The following is a 21,452-nucleotide window of genomic DNA, read 5'->3' on the forward strand; positions in this document are numbered from 1 at the left end:
TATCGGGGCCTTCCGGCCCCGATATTTTTACCTCTGACCATCACAACATCTTGCGAATGACGTAATGCAAAATGCCGCCGTGCTGATAGTAGGTCAGCTCATTACGGGTATCGATACGGCATCGAGTAGCAATCACCTGCGCGTGTCCCTGGCTGTCCGTGAGGGTGACGTCTACCGTCGCACCCGTTGTCAACCCTTGCAGATCGGTAATCGAAATACGTTCTTCCCCCGTTAGCCCTAAGGTTTTACGCGTCACCCCAGGGGCAAACTCCAGCGGCAAAATTCCCATGCCGATCAGGTTGGAGCGGTGAATACGCTCAAACGACTCCGCAATCACCACTCTGACCCCCAGCAAGCGCGGCCCCTTTGCCGCCCAGTCGCGGCTGGAGCCCGAACCGTACTCTTTTCCGGCAATCAACGCCAACGGCACCTGTTCATCCTGATAGCGCATTGCCGCATCGTAAATAGCCATCACGTTTTGTGACGGAATATGGCGCGTAAAGCCCCCTTCGGTTCCCGGGGCCATCTCATTGCGGATGCGCACATTGGCGAACGTGCCGCGCATCATCACCTCATGGTTGCCTCGTCGGGAGCCGTAGGAGTTAAAATCGTCTACAGTCACGCCGCGATCGAGCAGGTAACGGCCCGCCGGGCTCTCTTTTTTGATGCTGCCCGCAGGAGAGATATGGTCGGTAGTCACTGAATCCCCCAACAGAGCAAGGATTCGCGCCCCGTGAATATCCTGTATCGGATCGGGCGCTTTGCCCATAGTAGTGAAAAATGGGGTCTCGCGGATATAGGTGGAGTCCTGCGGCCATTCGTAGGTAGGGTTATCCCCCACGGCTATCGCCTGCCACTCGGGGGTGCCTTCAAATACAGCGGCGTACTCTTTATGAAACAGGTCAACGCTGACATGCTGCACCGCGTCGGCCACTTCCTTCGCGGAAGGCCAGATATCTTTCAAAAACACCGGTTCACCATTGTGTCCGACGCCCAGCGGATCGCGGGTCAAATCCAGCGTCATGTTGCCCGCCAATGCATAGGCCACCACCAGCGGCGGCGATGCCAGCCAGTTGGTTTTCACCAGCGGATGGATGCGCCCTTCAAAGTTGCGGTTGCCCGAGAGCACGGCACCCACCGTCAAATCGGCGGCTTTAATCGCCTGTTCTATCGGCTCCGGCAAAGGCCCTGAGTTACCGATACAGGTAGTACATCCATATCCCACCAGTTGAAAACCCAGCGCATCAAGATAAGGGGTTAATCCCGCTTTAGCGAAGTAATCCGGTACCACTTTGGAGCCGGGCGCCAGCGAGGTCTTCACCCACGGTTTACGCCGCAGACCGCGCTCTACCGCGTGTTTTGCCAACAGGCCCGCCGCCATCAACACGCTGGGGTTGGAGGTATTGGTGCACGAGGTGATCGCCGCAATCACCACCGCCCCCTGACGTAACGAGAAAGTTTCATCCGCCAATGTCACGTCAATCGCTTCAGCATGGGCATTGCCGCTGCTGAGCTCCAGTTCACGGCTGGCGGTAAACGCATCGGGTACCTGTGCCAACGCGACGCGATCCTGCGGGCGTTTTGGCCCCGCCAGGCTGGTTTCCACCGTCCCCATATCCAACGCCAGTTGGCTGGTAAAACGGGGTTCATCCCCAGGATGCCGCCACAGCCCCTGCGCTTTACTGTAAGCTTCTACCAGCGCTATCTGCTCGTCGCTACGGTTGGTTAAGCGCAAGTACGCCAGCGTGACATCGTCGATAGGAAAAAAGCCGCAGGTGGCACCGTATTCGGGGGCCATATTGGCAATGGTTGCCCGGTCAGCCAGCGCCAGGTTGTCTAGTCCATCGCCGTAGAATTCAACAAATTTCCCGACGACGCCGTGCTTACGCAGCATTTGCGTAACGGTAAGCACCAGATCGGTTGCCGTGATCCCCTCGCCCAGTTTCCCGCTGAGTTTGAACCCCACCACATCCGGCAACAGCATCGACACCGGCTGTCCCAACATGGCAGCCTCGGCTTCGATACCGCCAACGCCCCACCCTAACACGCCCAGACCATTAATCATGGTGGTGTGTGAATCGGTGCCGACCAGCGTGTCGGGATAAGCAATGGTTTTGCCCGCCTCGGTTTCACTCCACACCACGTTAGCCAGATACTCCAGATTGACCTGATGGCAAATGCCGGTGCCGGGCGGCACAACGCGGAAATGGCGAAACGCTTTTTGCCCCCAGCGTAAAAACTGGTAACGCTCATGGTTACGCGTCATCTCCAGCCGCGTGTTTTCTACCAGCGCCTGCTGACTGCCAAAGTGATCGACCGTCACCGAGTGGTCTATCACCAGATCGACCGGTGACAGTGGATTCACCCTGTTGACCTCGCCCCCCAAACGGTGCACCGCATTGCGCATCGCCGCCAAATCCACCACGGCCGGTACGCCGGTAAAATCCTGCATCAACACGCGTGCAGGGCGGTAAGCAATTTCACGATCGGAATGGCCGTGTTCTAACCAGGCGGATACCGCTTCGAGGTCCGCCTGTTGCACTGTCTCACCATCAAGATGGCGCAACAGGTTTTCCAGCAGTACGGCCAGAGACTTCGGTAATTTTTTTAATGAACCTAACGATTTTTCTGCCTGAGACAGGCTGTAGTAGTGATAAGTCTGTTGCCGAACAGTGAGCCTATCCAGATATGCATGGTGTAGCGCCTGTGACATGCTGCCTCCCAATGGCTTGACAGGTTATCGATATTATCGCGCCGCCATGTCACAGGGAGAGAAATATCCCGCTGCTTCATGCGGTCTTATTTAAAGATAACACAAACAAAAAATAACGTTTTAATAACAAGGTCGTCATTCGGCTATTAATGCCGTTACCGTTACAAATCGGGCATTTCTGAAATATCTGGCCGAAAACCGGTACAAACGTGTAAAAACATCGTTTAGTTATTGTCAGGAATATGAATTTTATATATCACAATCTAATTGCGAGTGATCGCACACCTTGTTGAATGGATTTAGGGCACGATAGAGAGTGGTTGGGGCGTTTGAAACACACCACGGTCTGGCGCATTATTTTGTGGAAAGGGTCTTCCGCTCTCCATGTCCTAATCTAATGATAAGAAGGAGCTGTTCATGAAGTTGTATTATACAGCAGGAAGTTGTTCGCTTTTCCCCCACATTGTTTTACGCGAGGCCGGTCAAGATTTCACGTTAGAAAGTGTCGATATCAAAAAGAAAAAAACGGCCGGCGGTAAGGATTTTATGGCCATCAACCCGAAAGGGATGGTGCCAGTGCTTCAACTGGATGACGGTACGGTGCTCACGGAAGGCGTCGCCATCGCACAGTATATTGCTGATAAAGTGCCCGAATCCAACCTGATTGCGCCGATAGGCACCATGGCGCGTTATCACTGCGTAGAGTGGCTCAACTATATTTCCGCCGAACTGCACAAAACGTTTACGCCCATTTTTCGCCCTGGCACACCGGAAACCTATAAGGAACTACTACAGGAATACCTTCAGGTTCGCTTCCGTTATATCAACATCGTGCTCAGTGAACAAAACTATCTGGTGGGAAACCGTTTTTCCGTCGCGGATGCCTATCTGTTTACCGTGATGCGCTGGGCACAGTCGTTAAAGCTCGATATGTTCCGCTACCCGGCGCTGGCCGCTTATCTCGACCATATTGCAGAACGCCCGGCGGTATTGACGGCATTGAAAGTTGAACGATTGAAAGGGTAAGAGAGAGTGCGGCACCCAAGGGTGCCGCCTAACGCGCCATTAACCGAGGCGTTCCGCCTGAAAATGATGACGTGGGTTGGCAATGCCATCCTGTGCCGCCACCAATTGCAGTTCGTACTCATCCATCTCTTTGGTCACCAGCATCACTTCATACACCGCCGCCGTGGTGTGCTCGAGCGCCTTATCTAACGCGACGCCTTTGAGCAGGTTCACCAGTAACAGGCCGCTGGTTAAATCCCCCACGCCAACAGGCTGACGTTCGAACTCCACCAGCGGACGGCTGATATGCCAGGCGTCAGTAGGCGTGACCAGCAACATTTCAAAACTGTCGGCGCGGCGTGCTGCGCGGCTGAGGTGTTTGACCAACACAATCTTCGGCCCACGTTCACAGAGCTGACGCGCTGCGGTAACGGCTTCATCCACAGTGTGCACCGTCACGCCAGCCAACAATTCCAGCTCTGGCAGGTTCGGCGCAATCACATCGGCAGCCAGCAGTGACTGGTTGCAGTGGAAACCCGAAACACCGGGTGCCACAAAACAGCCTTTTTCGGGCGTGCCCATCACCGGATCGCAAAAATAGATCGCCTGCGGATTTGCCGCTTTAACCTGACGGACGATATCCAGAATACTCGCACCCTGCTCGGGGGAGCCGATATAGCCACTCAGCACCGCATCACAGCGTGCCAGTTTGTCGATATTGGCGATCCCCTGCGCAATGTCGGTCAAATGGCTGGCGTCCATCACACTGCCGGTCCACTGACCATACTGCGTGTGATTAGAAAATTGCACCGTATTGAGCGGCCAAACGTTTGCGCCCATACGCCGCATCGGAAACTCTGCGGCGCTGTTCCCTGCATGTCCAAAAACCACATGGGACTGAATAGAAAGAATGTTTTTCATTTACCGACAACCTGACCTTGCGTATCACTGACTTGAGAGTATTACCAAGAATAAAGGGAGCCTTCGCTCCCTTGTACATGCTGTTTTCTTATGCTGCCCAGCAGATCAGGCAGTAGTGTTTTTTACCGCGGCGTAGCAGCGTGTAACGGTCAAACAGACGATCGCTATCCGCGAAAACATATTCAGGGTTAGCCTGTTTTTCGCCGTTGATGGTCACCGCATTTGAGGCAATCATGGTACGCGCCTGACCACGGGAAGGGACCAGTTCAGCCGACACCAAGGCCTGCTGCAAGTCAGCGTCTCGGCCCAGTTCGATAACCGGCATGCCATCCTGCGCCAACTGGGCAAAGTCATTTTCGGTCAGATCATTCAGGGCGCCAGAGAACAGACTCTGAGTGATGCGCTGCGCCGCTTGCAGGCCTTCTTCACCGTGAACCATACGCGTGACGTCTTCTGCCAGCACATACTGGGCGCGCGGTGCCTTGCCGCTGTTTTTGTCCTCTTCTTCCAGCGCAGTAATCTCTTCGATGCTGAGGAAGGTAAAGAACTTCAGGAAGCGATACACATCCGCATCAGCGGTATTGATCCAGAACTGGTAAAATTTGTACGGACTGGTTTTCTTGGCATCCAACCAGACTGCGCCGCCTTCGGTTTTACCAAATTTGGTACCGTCTGATTTGGTGATCAGCGGAACGGTCAGGCCAAACACCGTCTTCTGGTGCAAACGACGGGTCAGATCGATCCCGGAGGTAATATTGCCCCATTGGTCGGAGCCGCCGATCTGTAACGCAACGCCATGTTTTTCATTCAACGCTGCGAAATCATAGCCTTGCAACAGGTTGTAGGAGAACTCGGTAAAAGAGATGCCCACATCATCACGGTTCAAACGCTGTTTGACCGCTTCACGGTTAATCATCTGGTTAACGGAGAAGTGCTTACCGATATCGCGCAGGAAGGTCAGCACGTTCATGCCGCCGAACCAGTCATAGTTGTTCGCCATGACAGCGCTGTTGTTCCCGCAGTTGAAATCCAGGAACGGCGACACCTGATTGCGGATCTTTTCAACCCACTCGCCCACGGTTTCGCCGGTATTGAGTTTACGCTCTGTGGCTTTAAAGCTCGGGTCACCGATAAGGCCGGTAGCACCACCGACTAACGCGACGGGTTTGTGCCCCGCAAGCTGGAAGCGACGCAGGCATAGCAGCGGCACCAGATGCCCCAAGTGCAAGCTGTCAGCGGTCGGATCGAAACCGCAATACAGTGCAATTGGCCCTTGCGCCAGCTGCTCTGCTAACGCGTTTTCGTCCGTTACCTGGGCAACCAGGCCCCGCTCTTGCAATTGTTGAATCAGGTTACCACTCGCCATCAATAGCTCCATTTTCGTAAAATAAACAATGTTTGAAAAACAGTATTCCAAGGGAAATTGAGAAACGTCTTAGAATAAAGCGCTCCCGATGGGAGCGCCAGCATTTAAAGGGGATATTTGCTGCAATTCACCGCACTTAAGGTGCCAAACGATCGATTTGCCAGTTATCGCCATCGCGCTGATAGATAAAGCGGTCATGCAGGCGATGTGCCCCGCCCTGCCAAAATTCGACAGTGTCGATGACCACGCGGTATCCGCCCCAAAAACTCGGTAACGGCACTTCGCCCTTCATGAATTTTTGCTTTAATTCTAAAAATTTACTTTCCAGCACGCCACGGGCTGAAATTCGGCTCGATTGTTGTGAAACCCAGGCACCAATCTGGCTCTCTTTCGGCCGACTGTGGAAATATTTCAGCACCTCGATAGTGGATAATCGCTCGGCATGCCCCGTTACAATCACCTGGCGATCCAGGCTGTGCCAGGGAAACAGTAAGCTGATACGCGCATTCAGTGCCAGATGCTGTGCCTTGCGACTGCCCAGATTGGTGTAAAACACCATACCTTGCTCATCGACGTGTTTAAGCAACACGATGCGCTGGTAGGGCTGCCCCTGCTCATCGACGGTGGCAACGCACATCGCAGTCGGATCGGACAGGCGCGCATCGCACGCCTGTTTGAGCCACTTGTCGAACAGATCGAGAGGGTTGGCGGTCAATTCATTGCGGCGCAAACCGCCGCGGGTATATTCGCGTCTGACGTCCGCAATTTCATCTTCGGTGGGAAATGCGGCGGAGGGAGGTGAAGTGTTGTCCTGTGTCATAACATCCTGCTGTGGTGTATCGGGACGAAAATCATCATTCCATTCTGCGCCCACAGCGGGAAAATCTCAATGTAACGCGTCGCGTTAAGGCTCATTCTGTAGCAGGCAGTCGTCCGCAATGATGTGCCCATTGCGCTCGATAAAGGCGCGATCCCCCTTGCTCCAGAAGGTATAGCGGTTATTGCTGTATTTGGTGCCTGAAGCAGCAATCACCTGCGGAAGTTGCAGGCGCTCGCCATCCAGCAGGAAATGCACTTCCGCTGGCTGGACATCCTGTTTCAGCGTCACGGTGAGTGGCAGGGTGCCACACTGATAATGCAGCGTTTTTACCGGTGCCGGCCGGTTAAAACCGCTACAGCCGGACAGAATCATAAGCCCTAACAGCACAGCTGCGCGGCCCGATAGCATGATTTTCATTGTTATTTTCCCGTTGTTACCTGTCTAAAGGTTATCGCCACATGACCACGAAACAGCCTGTCGAGTCACAGATAACAACAGTGTAACAACGGGTTTTACAACAACCTCTCAGCAAAATCTGATTAGTCGTTCAGAACGGGAAAAATGGCCCCCAATACGCTCGCTTTGCTGGCACCGGTCACTGACGGCAGGTTACCGGGCAAACCAGACAGCGTGCGCGCCGCAAGCCAGGCAAAAGCCAGCGCTTCCATATCATCGCCGTTTACGCCGAACTCATCGGTGGTGTTGACCTCAATGCCGGGCAACAGCGCAGACAGACGCGCCATCAGCAGGGGATTGCGCGCCCCGCCGCCGCACACCAGCACACGCTCACAGCCGCCTGTTAACAGCACCTGATCGGCAATGCTGACCGCAGTCAGCTCCGCCAGCGTGGCCTGGACATCCTGAGGAGCAAGCGTGCCACATCCGACAAGCTGTTTTTCCAACCAGCCCAGATTGAAGTATTCGCGCCCGGTACTTTTCGGCGCGGGTAACGCGAAATAGGGATCGGCCAGCATACGGCGCAATAAGGAGACATTCACGTGCCCGGTCGCCGCCCACTGCGCGTCTTTATCATAGGGTTGCCCCTGGCGACGCCAGATCCAGGCATCGAGCAACATGTTCCCTGGCCCGGTATCATAGCCACGTACTGGGCAGTCAGGTGCCAGCAGGGAGATGTTGGCAATCCCCCCGATATTGAGCACTACGCGGCGTTCATCAGGGTGCATCAGCAACGCATAGTGAAACCCTGGCACCAGCGGCGCACCTTGCCCACCGAGCGCGATGTCACGTCGGCGAAAATCGCCCACCGTAGTGATACCGGTCAATGCTGCAATCTGGTTGTTATCGCCGATTTGCAACGTACAGGGTGCGTCACCGACCGGCTCATGCCACACCGTTTGTCCATGACAGCCAATCGCCATGATATCGCTGGCATTAAGTTCAGTCTGTTTCAACAGCATCAGCACCGCCTCGGCAAACAGTTTGCCGAGACGCGTATCCAGTTGACCGAGCGTAGACAGCGTTACCGCCTGCCCCTGGCAGACGTCCAGAATCGCTTGCTTCAATGCCAACGGCATTGGATGACAATAGCTTGCCTGCTGCGCGACCGTGTGGTCATCAATCGCCGCGAGAACCACATCGACACCGTCCAGACTGGTGCCCGACATCACTCCGATGTATCTGCCTGATTTCATACCGGTGTATTTCCCATCCCGCACTGTACACGCACACAAAATCCCCATAAACCACGCTGCACTTGTTTACAAAATAACATGGCGAGCAGGCAAACGGCTCAGCTATTCTTCATTGTAGGGTGGATTCGACGTCCCATTCTTTGAATGCGCGTTTATTTTGAGGAAAAAAAGGCCATTTTTTGCTATAAAATGAACATATGCGCCAATAGGATGAGAGAGAATAGTGGCAGCAAGGAACTTTAGCCATTTTTCATTATCAATATAATCCTATTATATCAGGGTGAGTTGTGTGGCGTTTCGCTACGACCGTTTGATAAGCATTACCACGTTGGCCTTCAGTAACGGAAAGCTGACACACTGCGATTACAGGAGTCTTATATATGATGAAGCGTTTACTTGTGATTACTTTAGCCGGTATGACACTGGCGGGCTGTGCCAACACCAGTTCGCTTTCCGGTGACGTTTATCGCGCCTCTGAAGCCAAACAGGTTCGTACGGTAACTTATGGCACCATCGTTTCATTACGACCTGTTCAGATTCAGGCTGGCGATGAGAATGGCACCATGGGCGCTATTGGTGGCGCAGTATTGGGTGGGTTCTTGGGTAATACCATCGGTGGTGGCACGGGTCGTTCACTGGCAACCGCAGCAGGCGCGGTAGCGGGTGGCGTAGCGGGTCAAAGTGCACAAGGTGCGATGAACCGCGTTCAGGGCGTTGAGTTGGAAGTTCGTCGTGATGATGGTACCACCATCATGGTTGTGCAGCGCCAGGGTGATACCCGTTTCAGCGTGGGCCAACGTGTTGCCATGTCCAGCAATGGCCAAAGCGTGACAGTAGCACCACGATAAACATCCCCCATTTTCTGTTATCACCACCGACTCGGTGGTGATAACCTACATTATTACTTTGGTCAATAATGTTACTTCGCACGAAAAGTTCATTCGATCGTAATGCAGCATCAATCGCACAGACATGCTGAAAAAATAATTGCATTGGCAAAAAACACGTCGGGTACAACACATTTTTGACGAAAAATAGCACATCGTCTAAAAAACATGTCAAAAGGTATATCACCCGCTTAGGTTGAAACCTCATCAGCTTTTTTCAGAAAAAAAACATTCACACAACATCAATAATTCACCAGAAATATCGCGCAGGTAAAGGATCGCAGCATGATGCCATGTTTGAATGCAGAGCATTATTCAATTCAGCTTGATGGACATTTATTCTACCCAAGCATTATTCTGTCTGATGACGCATCAATGATGGCTTTCATGGCTCTCATGTAAGGCGAGTATATTTTTTTCCAGGCGGGCAATAAGCCCTGTCAGTGCACTGACTTCCTGTACCGAAATACCCAGCAATATCTCACCACGCGTTTGGCTTATCACATCATCCACCGCCTGGATGATCGGCTCTGCCGCATCGGTCAACGCGATGCGTTTTGCACGCCGATCGTGTGCACAAATACTTCGTGTAATCAAGCCCTTTTCTTCTAACTGATCCAAGGTTCTTACCAGCGATGGCTGCTCGATACCAATGGCTTTTGCCAATTGAATCTGCGACTGCCCCGGAGGCAGTTGGTATATATTATGCAGCGTGACCCAATGAGTTTGGGTTAATTCCAGCGGTTTCAGGCGAAAATCAATTAATGATCGCCACACGCGAACCAATCTGGCCAAATCAGAACCTAACGGCAATTCCATAACATCTCCTTATTATTAGCGTACTAAGTTATATCCCTGGATTGCAATCAAATCTGATTTTAAAAAAAATGAAAAAGGCATCTTGCTTAATAATTTATCCATAAATGGCCGTAGCCACATTGCTGTTATACCAAATATATTCACCTTGAGGAAATTCTCTCACCGCGTGAAACTGCAAAAGAGTTGTTCTCTCTGCATTATGTAACATATGTTATTAGGGCCAGAGGCGCACTAATCATCGTTGAATAACGAAGGCTGCTGCCACTCGCTATTCAGTGTAGCCTTTTCCGAACGTAACAGCCGTTTCTCGCGTTGTCGGCAAAGTCTTAACACGTCCTGTTTTTGCGTATCGCTCATCTGCCCCCAGGAGAAACGCTCGCTGCGACTGCGGAAGCACCCCAGACAATAACCGCGCGCATCCGATTGACACACGCCACGACAAGGGTTTGGAACAGCAAAAAGCTCAAGTTGCTCAGGCACTGCACCTCCGCAACCCATCACGTTCATTGAAGCGTTACAGGGCGACAATGGCAAGCTTTAGGTGTAGAGCGGCGCTGGTTGTAAACGATACTCAGTATTATATATTGTAGCGCCGAAGATTTCTCTAGCGACACTATTTATTTAGTCTGTCATTAATATACCGCAAGGTTATGTCATAAATGTGATTTCCATCCGCTGCGGCACTCAGGGTGTACCTTCTACATCAAGGATTTGGACTCAATCCCGTGACAACTGGTATACTTTGTAACGAGCCTTTGCGCTGTCGCCTTTGTGATGGCGGTCAACCACAGTAGTCAATCGAGGATATTATGCGCTTACTTCATACCATGTTGCGTGTTGGGGATTTACAACGCTCAATCGATTTTTACACCAAGGTACTGGGGATGCGTTTGCTGCGAACCAGTGAAAACACCGAATACAAATACACGCTCGCTTTCGTGGGTTATACCGAAGAGAGCGAAGGGGCCGTCATTGAACTGACGTACAACTGGGGCGTTGATAAATACGATTTGGGTAATGCCTACGGGCACATCGCGCTGGCCGTTGAAGACGTTGCCGCAACCTGCGAACGTATTCGTCAGGCAGGCGAGAAAGTGACGCGCGAGGCCGGTCCGGTCAAGGGTGGAACCACGATTATTGCCTTTATCGAAGATCCCGATGGTTACAAGATTGAGCTGATTGAAAAAGCACAATCCGGAAACGGACTCGGCAACTGATTGTTTCTCGATGCTGTGCGGCGGCCTCTGCCCGCCGCTTTTTCGCTTCATCTCTCCCCTTCTCCGTTACGCGTCGCTGATTCGATTGCCCGCCGCTTCCCCCCGTCAGGGTGCTGAAGGCATCAGGCTTACTGCATTGGCGCCAGGAATTTGCCATAATGCGCGCTGCATTTAGTAAATGACTAAAGAGAACATGGCTGATAAAAATAACCTGAACGCGCTGAGTGGCCGTTTCCGTGGGTTTTACCCGGTTGTTATTGATGTTGAAACCGCGGGGTTCAACGCGAAAACTGACGCACTGCTGGAAATTGCCGCCATCACAATGAAAATGGATGAGGACGGTTGGTTACAGCCCGATGAAACCTTGCATTTTCACGTTGCGCCATTCGAAGGTGCGCTGCTTGATCCCGCCGCGCTGGCGTTTACCGGCATCGATCCTCATAATCCGCTGCGCGGTGCCGTCTCTGAATACGACGCCTTGCATGAGATATTCAAAATGGTGCGTAAAGGTATTAAAGACAGAGGCTGCAATCGCGGGATTATCGTCGCTCACAACGCCAATTTTGATCACAGCTTTTTGATGGCAGCAGCGGAACGTTGCGGGCTCAAACGCAACCCGTTCCACCCGTTTGCCACGTTTGACACCGCCGCGCTGAGCGGATTGGTACTGGGACAAACCGTATTGGCAAAGGCCTGCATGACTGCTGGCATCGCCTTCGACTCCGCGCAGGCTCACTCAGCGCTTTATGACACGCAGCAAACCACGGCGCTATTTTGCGAACTGGTTAATCGTTGGAAGCGGCTGGGCGGTTGGCCATTGCCCGTGGAAGACCAAACGGTCTGAGTTCCCCCATCGGGGTCATACACCGGTTTCATACCAACAGTAAAGGGACCCTTATGCGGGTCCCCTCTTCTACATCAGATAGCGGCAGTATACCGCCAACAGGCACGATTTACTGCGCGCTGTCGCCGTCCTGCGGCTCACGGTATTTGTCTGCGGTTTCTTTGATCAACGGCTGCAATTCACCACGTTGATACATTTCAATGATGATATCGCATCCGCCAATCAGTTCGCCGTCAATCCACAGTTGGGGAAAGGTCGGCCAGTTGGCATATTTTGGCAGCTCAGCACGAATATCCGGGTTTTGCAAAATGTCTACATAGGCGAAGCGTTCACCGCAGGCTGACAGCGCTTGCACGGCCTGCGCGGAGAAACCGCAGCTCGGCAACTTCGGGGAACCCTTCATGTACAGCAGAATCGGGTTTTCTGTAATCTGGCGCTGAATTTTTTCAATCGTTGTCGTCGTCATGCTTTTGCTTCCTCAAACGGTGTTTCTGCGAGCCATTACGCTGCCCTCTTCATGGCGGAGGGATCGCACGGCATCATTATGTAACGGGGTATTATCGCACCATTGTCGCGTATGCGCTTTGTGATCCACGCGATCCCAAAGCACATTTACCGTTGCGTCATTGTAGCGAGAGCGGTCATGACAAAAAAACGCCATTTTTTGTAGGGTCTTTTCCTGTCACCGTTCTCCCCAGGTCCCTCGGTGAAATATGCCGCAATAAATGATGATATTTACAGCGGGAAAACAATTATTAACGTTTTCTCATGATTCTGTTAAGCGAAAAGGTGATTTCCTGCTTTTTTCTCATGGCGTTTTCGTCAATACTGTTCGAATTGAGCGAGTTAAGGATTGTATTCGGTCTCTTTTATCATGCGCGTATTTATTACTCTGATCTTTGTTTTCTTCAGCCATCTGTTTATTAATGTTGCCCAGGCAGCTCCGCACACCAATGCGGAGAAGAAAGCCAGCGCCAGCACCGATGACAAGCACCTGAAAAAAAACCAGACCACCAAAACCACTAAAAAGCCACAAACTCCGCCGGAACCACCGAAGAAAAAGGCAACACCGGAAAAAGCGAAAGCCAAAGCGCAGCCTGAAAAAAAGATCGCTGAGAAAAAGGTAGTTGAGAAAAAAGCCAAAATAGCCCCAAGTACGAAACCGACCAAAACCACGGCCACTAAAAAGATCTCTGGCGACGTTGAAGCCAAGACCGCAGCATCAAAAACCACGTCATCGCGCTACCACAGCGCAACGCCGGCAAAGCTGGTAAAAGGGCTCAAAAAAGGGGCGGAAACGACTACGCAAAAAACGGCGGCGATAAAGCCAGGCGCAAAAAAAGCGGGCAAAGAGCCAGTGCTGAGCGAAGCGCATAAGCGCCGCTACCAGCATGCAAAAATGACGGCAATGAACAAGCTGATGAGCCAGATCGGTAAGCCTTATCAATGGGGCGGTAACTCGCCTTACACCGGTTTCGACTGTAGCGGTCTGGTCTATTATGCCTATAAGGATGTGGTGAAAATTCCTATCCCACGCACCGCCAATGAGATGTATCACCTGCGCGATGCTGCTCCCATCAATAAGGGTGAACTGGAGATTGGCGATCTGGTGTTCTTCCGCATCAACGGCCGTGGCACCGCCGATCATGTCGGGGTTTATCTTGGCAATGGCAAGTTTATTCAGTCACCGCGTACCGGTGCCGATATCAAGATCAGTAAGTTGAGTGAGGACTACTGGCAGGAACACTACATTGGCGCACGTCGCGTGGTGACACCACAAACGATTCGCTAATCGCCCAATCGACGCGTTACGGATAAAATAATAAAGACCAGGTGATGCCTACGCAGCCTAGTCTTTATTTTAATCGCTGTCAGTTCAATACGGCAACAAAGCTAAATACCATGATCATGACTAACGCCCCAACCGTGGTCAGTAATGACATTTTCAAATCAGTATTCATTCTATCTCCTTGAAACACAGAAATGCGTGGAAATTGCCGCCGCATTGGATGCCACATTGCTTTTTGCACGCCAATCGCCGCAGCACAATGACGCCAAGAAGGTATTGTTACACAATTTATAGGGAAAATCTCCGATCCCGGCTGCACTAATTATATCAATTATCCCTTTCACTTTCGCGGCAAATCAGCCAGAATTCGCAGTTTACCGTGCGCTGCGTCGGTGTCCGAACACGTCATCTTCAATGGGATCAATGCATCCCCTTTAGGTACAAAGTACGTCGGCAGTCTCCTTCTGATATCCTGTTTATTCCATCAGAAAGAGAACATTACGCAAAAGCAAACGATTAACAAACTATATACTGCCGTAACAAGTAGGTTCAGGAGTCATTTTTAGATGGCAACGATCAAAGATGTGGCAAAGCGTGCTGGCGTTTCAACTACAACCGTCTCTCACGTCATCAACAAAACACGTTTCGTCGCCGAAGAGACCAAAACGGCCGTGCGGGAAGCCATCAAGGAATTACACTACTCCCCGAGCGCAGTAGCGCGGAGCTTAAAGGTCAACCACACCAAATCCATCGGACTGCTCGCCACCTCAAGCGAAGCACCCTACTTCGCAGAAATCATCGAAGCGGTTGAAAACAGTTGTTATGCCAAAGGCTACACCCTGATTCTGTGCAACTCGCACAATAACCTGGAAAAACAGCGAGCCTATCTTTCCATGCTGGCGCAAAAACGGGTCGATGGCCTGTTGGTGATGTGTGCGGAATATCCGCCCGAACTGTTGGGCATGTTGGCGGATTATCGCAGCATTCCCATGGTGGTGATGGATTGGGGTCAGGCACACAGCGATTTCACCGACACCATTATTGACAACGCTTTTGAAGGCGGATATCTGGCTGGCCGATACCTGATTGAGCGCGGCCACCGCGACATCGGTGCCATTCCCGGTATTCAGGAACGCAACACCGGCAGTGGGCGTTATCTGGGTTTTCTCAAAGCCTTGCACGAAGCGGATATCACGGTACGCGATGAGTGGGTTGTTCAGGGCGATTTTGAACCGGAATCCGGCTATAAAGCCATGCACCAGATTTTGGCGCAGAAACAGCGCCCGACCGCCATTTTCTGCGGCGGCGATATCATGGCGATGGGCGCTATCTGCGCGGCAGATGAGCTAGGGCTACGTGTACCGCAAGATATTTCCGTGATTGGCTACGATAATGTTCGCCATGCGCGTTATTTCACGCCGGCCTTGACCACCATCCACCAGCCCAAAGAGCGTTTGGGTCAATCTGCCTTTACCATGCTGCTCGATCGCATCACCAGCAAGCGCGAAGATGCACAGGTGATTGAGGTTCATCCGACCCTTATTGAGCGGCGTTCCGTGGGTGATGGTCCGTTCCGCGACTATCGCCGTTAATGTTTAAGACGATTTTCTTATAATATATTGATTTTTATATTCTTCATGGCTGCATCAATCAATTTCGACTTGTCCTCTGATTGAAGCAGTCATACACTGTTTTTCATTCGGACAATATCCCTACACTTATCCTTATTACAAAAAGCGCAGAATTGCGTATCAGGATACGTGCCCCTACGTGCTACCACGTACCGGCTTTGACTCTTCATTCCCTCTGGGTATCCAGAGAGTAGACGATGGATGTTATGCCTGCTGCCACTGTGCAACGGGCAAGCATAAACGGCTGCGCACGAATGCAACCGCTTACTCTTTGAACAACGGGTAACTTGCCCGTGATTCGAACACGCTGTGCGCAAACCGCAGCGTTAGGGTTGATGAAAGACTGTCTATGCTGTTCCTTGCGGCGCTGCCTGGCAAGGTTGGGAGAAGTTATGAGTTCATCATATGTAGAGGAACTGGCAGAAAATAACACGTCCTGGTTCCGGATCGTTCAAGCGTTATTGGCTATCGCTGATATCAAAATCAATGGTTCTCGACCGTTTGATATCAGGGTACGCAACCCCGATTTCTACAAGCGCGTTCTGCGTGAAGGCTCACTGGGACTCGGGGAAAGCTATATGGACGGTTGGTGGGAGTGCGATCGTTTAGACTGCTTTTTTCGGCGTCTCTTACGCGCGGGGCTTGAGAAAAAAGCCCCCCATCATCTCAAAGACATTTTGCATATTGTCGCCACGCGTTTGATTAACCTGCAATCGCGCAAGCGTGCCTGGATTGTCGGCGAGGAGCATTACGATCTGGGCAACGATCTGTTTAGCCTGATGCTTGATACGCATATGCAATATTCCTGCGGCTACTGGAAAGAGGCCACGACCCTTGAGCAGGCGCAACAGGCCAAACTGCGCATGATTTGCGAAAAGCTTCAGCTTCAGCCGGGCATGACCCTGTTGGATATTGGCTGCGGTTGGGGCGGACTGGCCGCCTATGCGGCACGCCATTATGGCGTATCGGTTTACGGCGTGACCATTTCGCGTGAGCAGCAAAAACTGGCTCAGGCGCGCTGTCACGATCTTAACGTTACCATTGAATTGCAGGATTATCGTGACCTTAACCGACATTTCGATCGCATCGTGTCTGTCGGCATGTTTGAGCACGTTGGACCGAAAAATTACGATACCTACTTTCGCGTCGTCAGCAAGAACCTCAAACCCGAAGGGCTATTTCTGCTGCATACCATTGGGGCGAATAAAACCGATTCGCAGGTTGATCCCTGGATTAACAAATATATCTTCCCCAACGGTTGTCTGCCCTCCGTACGCCATATTGCCGCGCGCAGTGAACCTTATCTGGTGATGGAAGATTGGCACAACTTTGGGGCCGATTACGACAAGACCCTGATGGCCTGGCACGATCGCTTTGTTGCCGGTTGGCCACAGTTAGCGAACCGTTACTCACTGCGTTTTAATCGTATGTTTCGTTACTACCTGAATGCCTGCGCCGGGGCGTTTCGCGCACGCAATATTCAACTGTGGCAGGTATTGTTTAGCCCTCAGGGGATTGAAGGCGGCGTGCGTGTAGCGCGCTGATAGCGGTCTGCTAACGCCGTACAGATAAGGGTACGGCGTTATGTTATTGCCTGTTCAGGTCAGACTTCAGGCGCTCTGCGCGGCATTCGCCGTTGCGGCCTCTTGTGCCTGACGCTGCGCCAGCACACGTTCAACCGTGTCGATCACGGCCTGCGTTTGCGGATCGATTTCGATATTGATCCGGTTCCCTAACCGTTTCTGCCCGAGGGTGGTGCGTTGCAGCGTTTCGGGGATCAAATGCACGCAGAAACGACTGCGTGTCACCTCACCCACCGTAAGGCTGATGCCATCAATACCGATAAACCCTTTGTGCAGCACATATTTCATCTGCGATTCATCGGCCAATCGGAACCAGATTTGGTGATTGTTTTCTGAGGTCAGAATTTTAACCACTTCGGCCGTGCACATAATGTGCCCGGACATCACATGCCCGCCAATCTCATCGCCATATTTGGCGGCGCGTTCAATATTCACCAGATCCCCCGGCGTGATATCGCCCAGGTTGGTCAGGCGTAGCGTCTCTTTCATTAAATCAAAACTGACCCGATCGCCATCAATTGCCGTCACCGTCAGGCAGCAGCCGTTATTGGCGATCGAGGCACCCGTCACCAGACCGGTCAGTAATTCGGGAGGAAGTTTTACCACATGCGTGCGGAAGTTCGTTTTTTCATCGATGGACACCACCGGCGCGGTGCCTTGAACAATACCGGTAAACATACGCTTGCCTCTTAATAAATCAGTGAAATAACTGAATGCTACTGTGCCAGTCGCCCCTCCCTTCGTTACCGTGGCAAGCCGCGAGGGAAGAAAGACTGACAAATCATCTTGCAGTTTGCCTCATAACGACTGGAAAACCAAACGTATTCCCCCCTTTGTCCCCCGACAAATCCGATAAGACAACAGACCCTCTCTATAGACACAATATCTTACGAAGAAGTTGGTTTACTTATGCCAAGCCGCTACACTAGAACAACGTTCTGTCATCGATCGATTTTCCATCTCAGATGGATGGCTGTGAAAGCCATTTATGCTCATTATCTCGCTTGCGGTTGTTTACTTTCTTTCACCCCAACCCCCTGCTGGAAAAGCAACGCGCCACCTCGCGGTGAGGCCGTATGACAGAGCGCGAGGTGGTATCGACGTCAGTGTCTCGTTTTAACAATTCAAGGAAGGTGTTTGCGTGCAGAAATATTTGTCAGAGGCGCGGAGCCTGTTAACGCTCGCGGTTCCTGTCATTATTGCGCAGGTTTCCCAAACGTCCATGGGTGTCGTGGATACCATTATTGCGGGTGCCTATAGCGCCACCGATATGGCGGCCGTGGCGGTCGGTACCTCCGTGTGGTTGCCGGTCATCCTGTTTGGACATGGTCTATTGATGGCGCTCACGCCGGTGGTGGCCCAGCTCAACGGCTCCGGTCGACGTCCGCGCATCGCCCATCAGGTTCAGCAGGCGTTTATTTTGGCAGCGATCGTTGCGGTTATCACCATGGTGGTGCTGTACAACGGCAAACATGTTATTGCCATGATGCACACCGACTCACCGGAGTTGGCGAATGTTGCCATCGGCTATCTGCACGTGATGCTGCTGGGGGTGCCGGGCTATCTGTTCTATCAGGTGCTGCGCTGCCAATGTGAAGGGCTATCCAAAACCAAGCCGGGCATGGTGATTGGCTTTATTGGCGTGCTGATCAATATTCCGCTGAACTATATCTTTATCTACGGCAAATTTGGCATGCCCGAACTGGGCGGGGTGGGTTGCGGCGTCGCAACAGCATCCACCTACTGGATCATGATGCTGATGATGGCGTTTTACAGTATGCGCGCACATTGGTTGCGTGACATCAAGTGGCAGCGCTGGCAGATTGATTTCTCCGCCATGCGGCGTCTGTTTTCGCTCGGTTTGCCGATTGCGCTGGCCCTGCTGTTTGAAGTATCGCTGTTCGCCATCGTCGCCCTGCTGATCCTGCCGCTCGGCGTGATTGACGTTGCCGGACACCAGATAGCACTGAATTTCAGTTCACTGATGTTCGTGCTGCCATTGTCGATCGGCATCGCCTCGACCATCCGCGTTGGCCATCGACTGGGGGAAGGTTCCGTGGAAGATGCGCGTATTGCGGCCTATACCGGCATTGCGACCGGCGTGATGCTGGCCTGTTGTACCGCCATTTTCACGGCACTGCTGCGTGAACAGATCGCCTTGTTGTATAACAAAAGCCCCGAAGTGGTCGCCATGGCGGCACAGTTGATGCTGTTTGCCGCGATTTATCAGATCTCAGATGCAGTGCAGGCTATCGGCAACGGTGTATTGCGTGGCTATAAAGATACGCGATCCATTTTCTACATCACCTTCGTCTCCTACTGGATACTCGGTTTACCCAGCGGTTATTTGCTGGCAATGACCGATTATTGGGTGCCACGCATGGGGCCCGCCGGTTTCTGGTGCGGTTTTATCATCGGACTCACTGCGGCCGCGATCATGATGGTGCTGCGTATCCGTTATCTGCAACGTCAACCGCCCGGCGATATTCTGGCTCGCGCGGCGCGCTAACTCTGATGTCACCCAGCGCCAAGGGGCAATACGCCATCGGCGCTGGGTGAAAAAAACACAAAGTGAATACAAGCGCAGCAGTCGTGCAGTTCAACCGCATAAATTTTGCATTTGCGTCTTGCCAGCACCCTATTCACTCGCTACTATGCGCCCCGCACGGCAGCACAGAGTATCGTCCGCTGCTTTAGCAACAAGCCTCACAGAATGCGTTCTTAGCTCAGTTGGTTAGAGCACCACCTTGACATGGTGGGGGTCGATGGTTCGAGTCCATTAGAACGCACCATTTCTGGTTTCTCAGCGTTCCATTTCCTACTCTATTTTCACTCTCCTGATAGCCCGATTCTTGCAGAAATGCACGCCATGTTCTTACCGGACATTTATCACCAACAGGTAAAGTAAAGAGGTGGTCTGCGCAGGGATTGTGCTTTACACTGCGCGCTGCAAAAATAGGGCAATAAACGATTACGTAGGCGGTAATGGCGATGAACGGAACGATCACAACCTGGTTTAAAGATAAAGGGTTTGGATTTATCAAAGATGAAAACGGTGATAACCGTTATTTTCATGTGATTAAGGTTGCCAACCCGGATCTGCTTAAAAAAGGCGCGAGCGTCACTTTCGAACCCACCACCAATAATCAGGGTCTATCGGCATATGCCGTGAAAGTTGAACCGGAAAGCAAATACATTTATATCGCAGGCGAACGCATCAAGCTTACCGCCATTAAATCCTTTCTGGTGTTCAGCGAAGAAGTGCCGGCCGATACCCGCATTGATAAAGAGAATACGGTGCTTTCTGTGGGCGCGCTGATGGGAAACATCAGGCCGAAATCAGCCGCTAAATCCAGCGAAGTTCGCTCGATGAAAAAGCTGGCGATTACCACCTTTCAGGGTTCAACGTTAATCTTCACCGAAGATGAGATAGACATAGACGCCACAGTGAAACTGCTCAAGGTGTGAAACCTTTTCGCTGGCCCCGTGTCAGCAGCGAACCGTATTCACTGCGCCCCTGATGGCGTCCTCCAGACCAAACGCCATCGCGATCGGGCTCTGCGCCCGGTTACAGCCTTGACGATTACAGGTATAATCCCACCCATTATTCTTACGGGTTTCGAAACGACGATGACAAAACTCACCTTACAAGAGCAACTGCTGAAAGCGGGATTAGTGTCCAGCAAAAAAGTGGCCAAAGTGCAAAGAACGGCCAAAAAATCACGCGTTCAGGCGCGTGAGGCCCGAGCCGCTGTAGAGGAAAATAAAAAAACACAGCTCGAGCGCGATAAACAGCTAAGCGAGCAACAAAAACAGGCTGTGTTATCTAAAGAGTATAAAGCGCAGGTGAAGCAACTCATTGAAATGAACAAAATCGACATTTCAAAAGGTGATATTAGCTTTAACTTCACGGATAACAATTTAATTAAAAAAGTGGTTGTGGATAAGCTTACCCAAGCCCAGTTGATTAATGGTCGTCTCGCCATCGCTCGCCTGGTTGTTGATAGCAAGGGTGAGAGCCAATACGCGATCATCCCCGCGAGCGTAGCTGAGAAAATTGCGCAGCGGGATGCAAGCAGTATCGTTTTACACAGTGCGCTGAGTCAGGAAGAGCAAGATGAAGAAGATCCCTATGCCGACTTTAAAGTGCCTGATGATTTAATGTGGTAATTGACGCTGCATGTTGCAACGGTTTAATGCAGCAT

The 21,452-nt window shown here is 51.9% G+C and carries 21 protein-coding genes and 1 tRNA gene; 11 read left to right on the forward strand and 11 right to left on the reverse strand.

What is annotated here, in order from left to right; genetic code table 11:
• Positions 1-40: 40 nt before the first annotated feature.
• Positions 41-2,713, reverse strand: coding sequence for an aconitate hydratase AcnA (acnA, locus tag J5069_RS05615; protein ID WP_264642918.1), 2,673 nt, complete (start codon positions 2,711-2,713; stop codon positions 41-43).
• A gap of 417 nt (positions 2,714-3,130) precedes the next feature.
• Here acnA and gstA point away from each other — a divergent pair, with 417 nt between their 5' ends.
• Positions 3,131-3,739: a glutathione transferase GstA gene (gstA, locus tag J5069_RS05620; RefSeq protein WP_264642919.1), complete on the forward strand. Its 609-nt coding sequence runs from the start codon at positions 3,131-3,133 to the stop codon at positions 3,737-3,739.
• A gap of 39 nt (positions 3,740-3,778) precedes the next feature.
• Here the strand turns inward: gstA and pdxY are convergent, their stop codons facing one another.
• The 5 genes from pdxY to anmK form a co-directional block, all read right to left on the reverse strand.
• Positions 3,779-4,639: a pyridoxal kinase PdxY gene (pdxY, locus tag J5069_RS05625; protein WP_264642920.1), complete on the reverse strand. Its 861-nt coding sequence runs from the start codon at positions 4,637-4,639 to the stop codon at positions 3,779-3,781.
• Between the two features lie 88 nt (positions 4,640-4,727).
• Complete coding sequence (tyrS, locus tag J5069_RS05630) at positions 4,728-6,005, reverse strand: tyrosine--tRNA ligase (RefSeq protein WP_264642921.1); 1,278 nt, start codon at positions 6,003-6,005, stop codon at positions 4,728-4,730.
• A gap of 136 nt (positions 6,006-6,141) precedes the next feature.
• Positions 6,142-6,825 carry a pyridoxamine 5'-phosphate oxidase gene (pdxH, locus tag J5069_RS05635; protein WP_264642922.1) on the reverse strand — a complete coding sequence of 228 codons (684 nt, stop codon included), beginning with the start codon at positions 6,823-6,825 and terminating at the stop codon, positions 6,142-6,144.
• Positions 6,826-6,909: 84 nt separating this feature from the next.
• The gene (locus J5069_RS05640; RefSeq protein WP_264642923.1) at positions 6,910-7,242 is read right to left on the reverse strand and encodes an MliC family protein; all 333 of its coding nucleotides are present in this window, start codon (positions 7,240-7,242) and stop codon (positions 6,910-6,912) included.
• Positions 7,243-7,364: 122 nt separating this feature from the next.
• Positions 7,365-8,477 carry an anhydro-N-acetylmuramic acid kinase gene (gene anmK, locus J5069_RS05645; protein ID WP_264642924.1) on the reverse strand — a complete coding sequence of 371 codons (1,113 nt, stop codon included), beginning with the start codon at positions 8,475-8,477 and terminating at the stop codon, positions 7,365-7,367.
• Positions 8,478-8,857: 380 nt separating this feature from the next.
• On the opposite strand from anmK, the gene J5069_RS05650 reads away from it, so the two are divergent.
• Positions 8,858-9,325: a glycine zipper 2TM domain-containing protein gene (locus J5069_RS05650; RefSeq protein ID WP_264642925.1), complete on the forward strand. Its 468-nt coding sequence runs from the start codon at positions 8,858-8,860 to the stop codon at positions 9,323-9,325.
• Positions 9,326-9,736: 411 nt separating this feature from the next.
• Here J5069_RS05650 and slyA read toward each other — a convergent pair whose 3' ends face one another.
• Both slyA and J5069_RS05660 read right to left on the reverse strand, forming a co-directional pair.
• Positions 9,737-10,183 carry a transcriptional regulator SlyA gene (gene slyA / locus J5069_RS05655; protein ID WP_264642926.1) on the reverse strand — a complete coding sequence of 149 codons (447 nt, stop codon included), beginning with the start codon at positions 10,181-10,183 and terminating at the stop codon, positions 9,737-9,739.
• Between the two features lie 231 nt (positions 10,184-10,414).
• The gene (locus J5069_RS05660) at positions 10,415-10,663 is read right to left on the reverse strand and encodes a DUF1289 domain-containing protein (protein ID WP_264629429.1); all 249 of its coding nucleotides are present in this window, start codon (positions 10,661-10,663) and stop codon (positions 10,415-10,417) included.
• Positions 10,664-10,992: 329 nt separating this feature from the next.
• Here J5069_RS05660 and gloA point away from each other — a divergent pair, with 329 nt between their 5' ends.
• Both gloA and rnt read left to right on the forward strand, forming a co-directional pair.
• The gene (gene gloA / locus J5069_RS05665) at positions 10,993-11,400 is read left to right on the forward strand and encodes a lactoylglutathione lyase (protein WP_195312293.1); all 408 of its coding nucleotides are present in this window, start codon (positions 10,993-10,995) and stop codon (positions 11,398-11,400) included.
• A gap of 193 nt (positions 11,401-11,593) precedes the next feature.
• Complete coding sequence (rnt, locus tag J5069_RS05670; protein WP_264642928.1) at positions 11,594-12,244, forward strand: ribonuclease T; 651 nt, start codon at positions 11,594-11,596, stop codon at positions 12,242-12,244.
• A gap of 109 nt (positions 12,245-12,353) precedes the next feature.
• Here the strand turns inward: rnt and J5069_RS05675 are convergent, their stop codons facing one another.
• Positions 12,354-12,710 (reverse strand): Grx4 family monothiol glutaredoxin, encoded by a 357-nt coding sequence (locus tag J5069_RS05675; protein ID WP_264642929.1) that lies wholly within the window; start codon positions 12,708-12,710, stop codon positions 12,354-12,356.
• Positions 12,711-13,118: 408 nt separating this feature from the next.
• Between J5069_RS05675 and J5069_RS05680 the strand changes: the two genes are divergently transcribed.
• Positions 13,119-14,036 (forward strand): C40 family peptidase, encoded by a 918-nt coding sequence (locus J5069_RS05680; protein WP_264642930.1) that lies wholly within the window; start codon positions 13,119-13,121, stop codon positions 14,034-14,036.
• A gap of 79 nt (positions 14,037-14,115) precedes the next feature.
• On the opposite strand, the gene J5069_RS05685 is transcribed toward J5069_RS05680, so the two are convergent.
• Positions 14,116-14,205 (reverse strand): YnhF family membrane protein, encoded by a 90-nt coding sequence (locus J5069_RS05685; protein WP_196907316.1) that lies wholly within the window; start codon positions 14,203-14,205, stop codon positions 14,116-14,118.
• A gap of 394 nt (positions 14,206-14,599) precedes the next feature.
• Between J5069_RS05685 and purR the strand changes: the two genes are divergently transcribed.
• Positions 14,600-15,625 carry an HTH-type transcriptional repressor PurR gene (purR, locus tag J5069_RS05690; protein ID WP_264628173.1) on the forward strand — a complete coding sequence of 342 codons (1,026 nt, stop codon included), beginning with the start codon at positions 14,600-14,602 and terminating at the stop codon, positions 15,623-15,625.
• A 431-nt stretch (positions 15,626-16,056) separates the two neighbouring features.
• Complete coding sequence (cfa, locus tag J5069_RS05695; protein WP_264642931.1) at positions 16,057-17,208, forward strand: cyclopropane fatty acyl phospholipid synthase; 1,152 nt, start codon at positions 16,057-16,059, stop codon at positions 17,206-17,208.
• 66 nt (positions 17,209-17,274) lie between these two features.
• Here cfa and J5069_RS05700 read toward each other — a convergent pair whose 3' ends face one another.
• The gene (locus J5069_RS05700; RefSeq protein ID WP_264642932.1) at positions 17,275-17,925 is read right to left on the reverse strand and encodes a riboflavin synthase subunit alpha; all 651 of its coding nucleotides are present in this window, start codon (positions 17,923-17,925) and stop codon (positions 17,275-17,277) included.
• A gap of 463 nt (positions 17,926-18,388) precedes the next feature.
• On the opposite strand from J5069_RS05700, the gene J5069_RS05705 reads away from it, so the two are divergent.
• The 4 genes from J5069_RS05705 (at position 18,389) to J5069_RS05720 (ending at position 21,417) form a co-directional block, all read left to right on the forward strand.
• Positions 18,389-19,756 (forward strand): MATE family efflux transporter, encoded by a 1,368-nt coding sequence (locus J5069_RS05705; RefSeq protein WP_264642933.1) that lies wholly within the window; start codon positions 18,389-18,391, stop codon positions 19,754-19,756.
• A 206-nt stretch (positions 19,757-19,962) separates the two neighbouring features.
• A tRNA-Val gene (locus J5069_RS05710) sits at positions 19,963-20,039 on the forward strand.
• A gap of 193 nt (positions 20,040-20,232) precedes the next feature.
• A complete protein-coding gene (locus tag J5069_RS05715; protein ID WP_264642934.1) occupies positions 20,233-20,715 on the forward strand; it encodes a cold shock domain-containing protein in 483 nt (160 codons plus the stop codon).
• 162 nt (positions 20,716-20,877) lie between these two features.
• Positions 20,878-21,417 carry a DUF2058 domain-containing protein gene (locus J5069_RS05720; protein ID WP_264642935.1) on the forward strand — a complete coding sequence of 180 codons (540 nt, stop codon included), beginning with the start codon at positions 20,878-20,880 and terminating at the stop codon, positions 21,415-21,417.
• Positions 21,418-21,452: the final 35 nt, after the last annotated feature.

It is taken from the genome of Candidatus Symbiopectobacterium sp. NZEC127 (assembly GCF_025962675.1).
GTDB lineage: Bacteria > Pseudomonadota > Gammaproteobacteria > Enterobacterales > Enterobacteriaceae > Symbiopectobacterium.

Bases quoted from the DNA above. Each gene is read 5' to 3' on its own strand.
- acnA (WP_264642918.1), bottom strand. From the start codon at position 2,713: ATGTCACAGGCGCTACACCATGCATATCTGGATAGGCTCACTGTTCGG.
- gstA (WP_264642919.1), top strand. From the start codon at position 3,131: ATGAAGTTGTATTATACAGCAGGAAGTTGTTCGCTTTTCCCCCACATT.
- pdxY (WP_264642920.1), bottom strand. From the start codon at position 4,639: ATGAAAAACATTCTTTCTATTCAGTCCCATGTGGTTTTTGGACATGCA.
- tyrS (WP_264642921.1), bottom strand. From the start codon at position 6,005: ATGGCGAGTGGTAACCTGATTCAACAATTGCAAGAGCGGGGCCTGGTT.
- pdxH (WP_264642922.1), bottom strand. From the start codon at position 6,825: ATGACACAGGACAACACTTCACCTCCCTCCGCCGCATTTCCCACCGAA.
- J5069_RS05640 (WP_264642923.1), bottom strand. From the start codon at position 7,242: ATGAAAATCATGCTATCGGGCCGCGCAGCTGTGCTGTTAGGGCTTATG.
- anmK (WP_264642924.1), bottom strand. From the start codon at position 8,477: ATGAAATCAGGCAGATACATCGGAGTGATGTCGGGCACCAGTCTGGAC.
- J5069_RS05650 (WP_264642925.1), top strand. From the start codon at position 8,858: ATGATGAAGCGTTTACTTGTGATTACTTTAGCCGGTATGACACTGGCG.
- slyA (WP_264642926.1), bottom strand. From the start codon at position 10,183: ATGGAATTGCCGTTAGGTTCTGATTTGGCCAGATTGGTTCGCGTGTGG.
- gloA (WP_195312293.1), top strand. From the start codon at position 10,993: ATGCGCTTACTTCATACCATGTTGCGTGTTGGGGATTTACAACGCTCA.
- rnt (WP_264642928.1), top strand. From the start codon at position 11,594: ATGGCTGATAAAAATAACCTGAACGCGCTGAGTGGCCGTTTCCGTGGG.
- J5069_RS05675 (WP_264642929.1), bottom strand. From the start codon at position 12,710: ATGACGACGACAACGATTGAAAAAATTCAGCGCCAGATTACAGAAAAC.
- J5069_RS05680 (WP_264642930.1), top strand. From the start codon at position 13,119: ATGCGCGTATTTATTACTCTGATCTTTGTTTTCTTCAGCCATCTGTTT.
- J5069_RS05685 (WP_196907316.1), bottom strand. From the start codon at position 14,205: ATGAATACTGATTTGAAAATGTCATTACTGACCACGGTTGGGGCGTTA.
- purR (WP_264628173.1), top strand. From the start codon at position 14,600: ATGGCAACGATCAAAGATGTGGCAAAGCGTGCTGGCGTTTCAACTACA.
- cfa (WP_264642931.1), top strand. From the start codon at position 16,057: ATGAGTTCATCATATGTAGAGGAACTGGCAGAAAATAACACGTCCTGG.
- J5069_RS05700 (WP_264642932.1), bottom strand. From the start codon at position 17,925: ATGTTTACCGGTATTGTTCAAGGCACCGCGCCGGTGGTGTCCATCGAT.
- J5069_RS05715 (WP_264642934.1), top strand. From the start codon at position 20,233: ATGGCGATGAACGGAACGATCACAACCTGGTTTAAAGATAAAGGGTTT.
- J5069_RS05720 (WP_264642935.1), top strand. From the start codon at position 20,878: ATGACAAAACTCACCTTACAAGAGCAACTGCTGAAAGCGGGATTAGTG.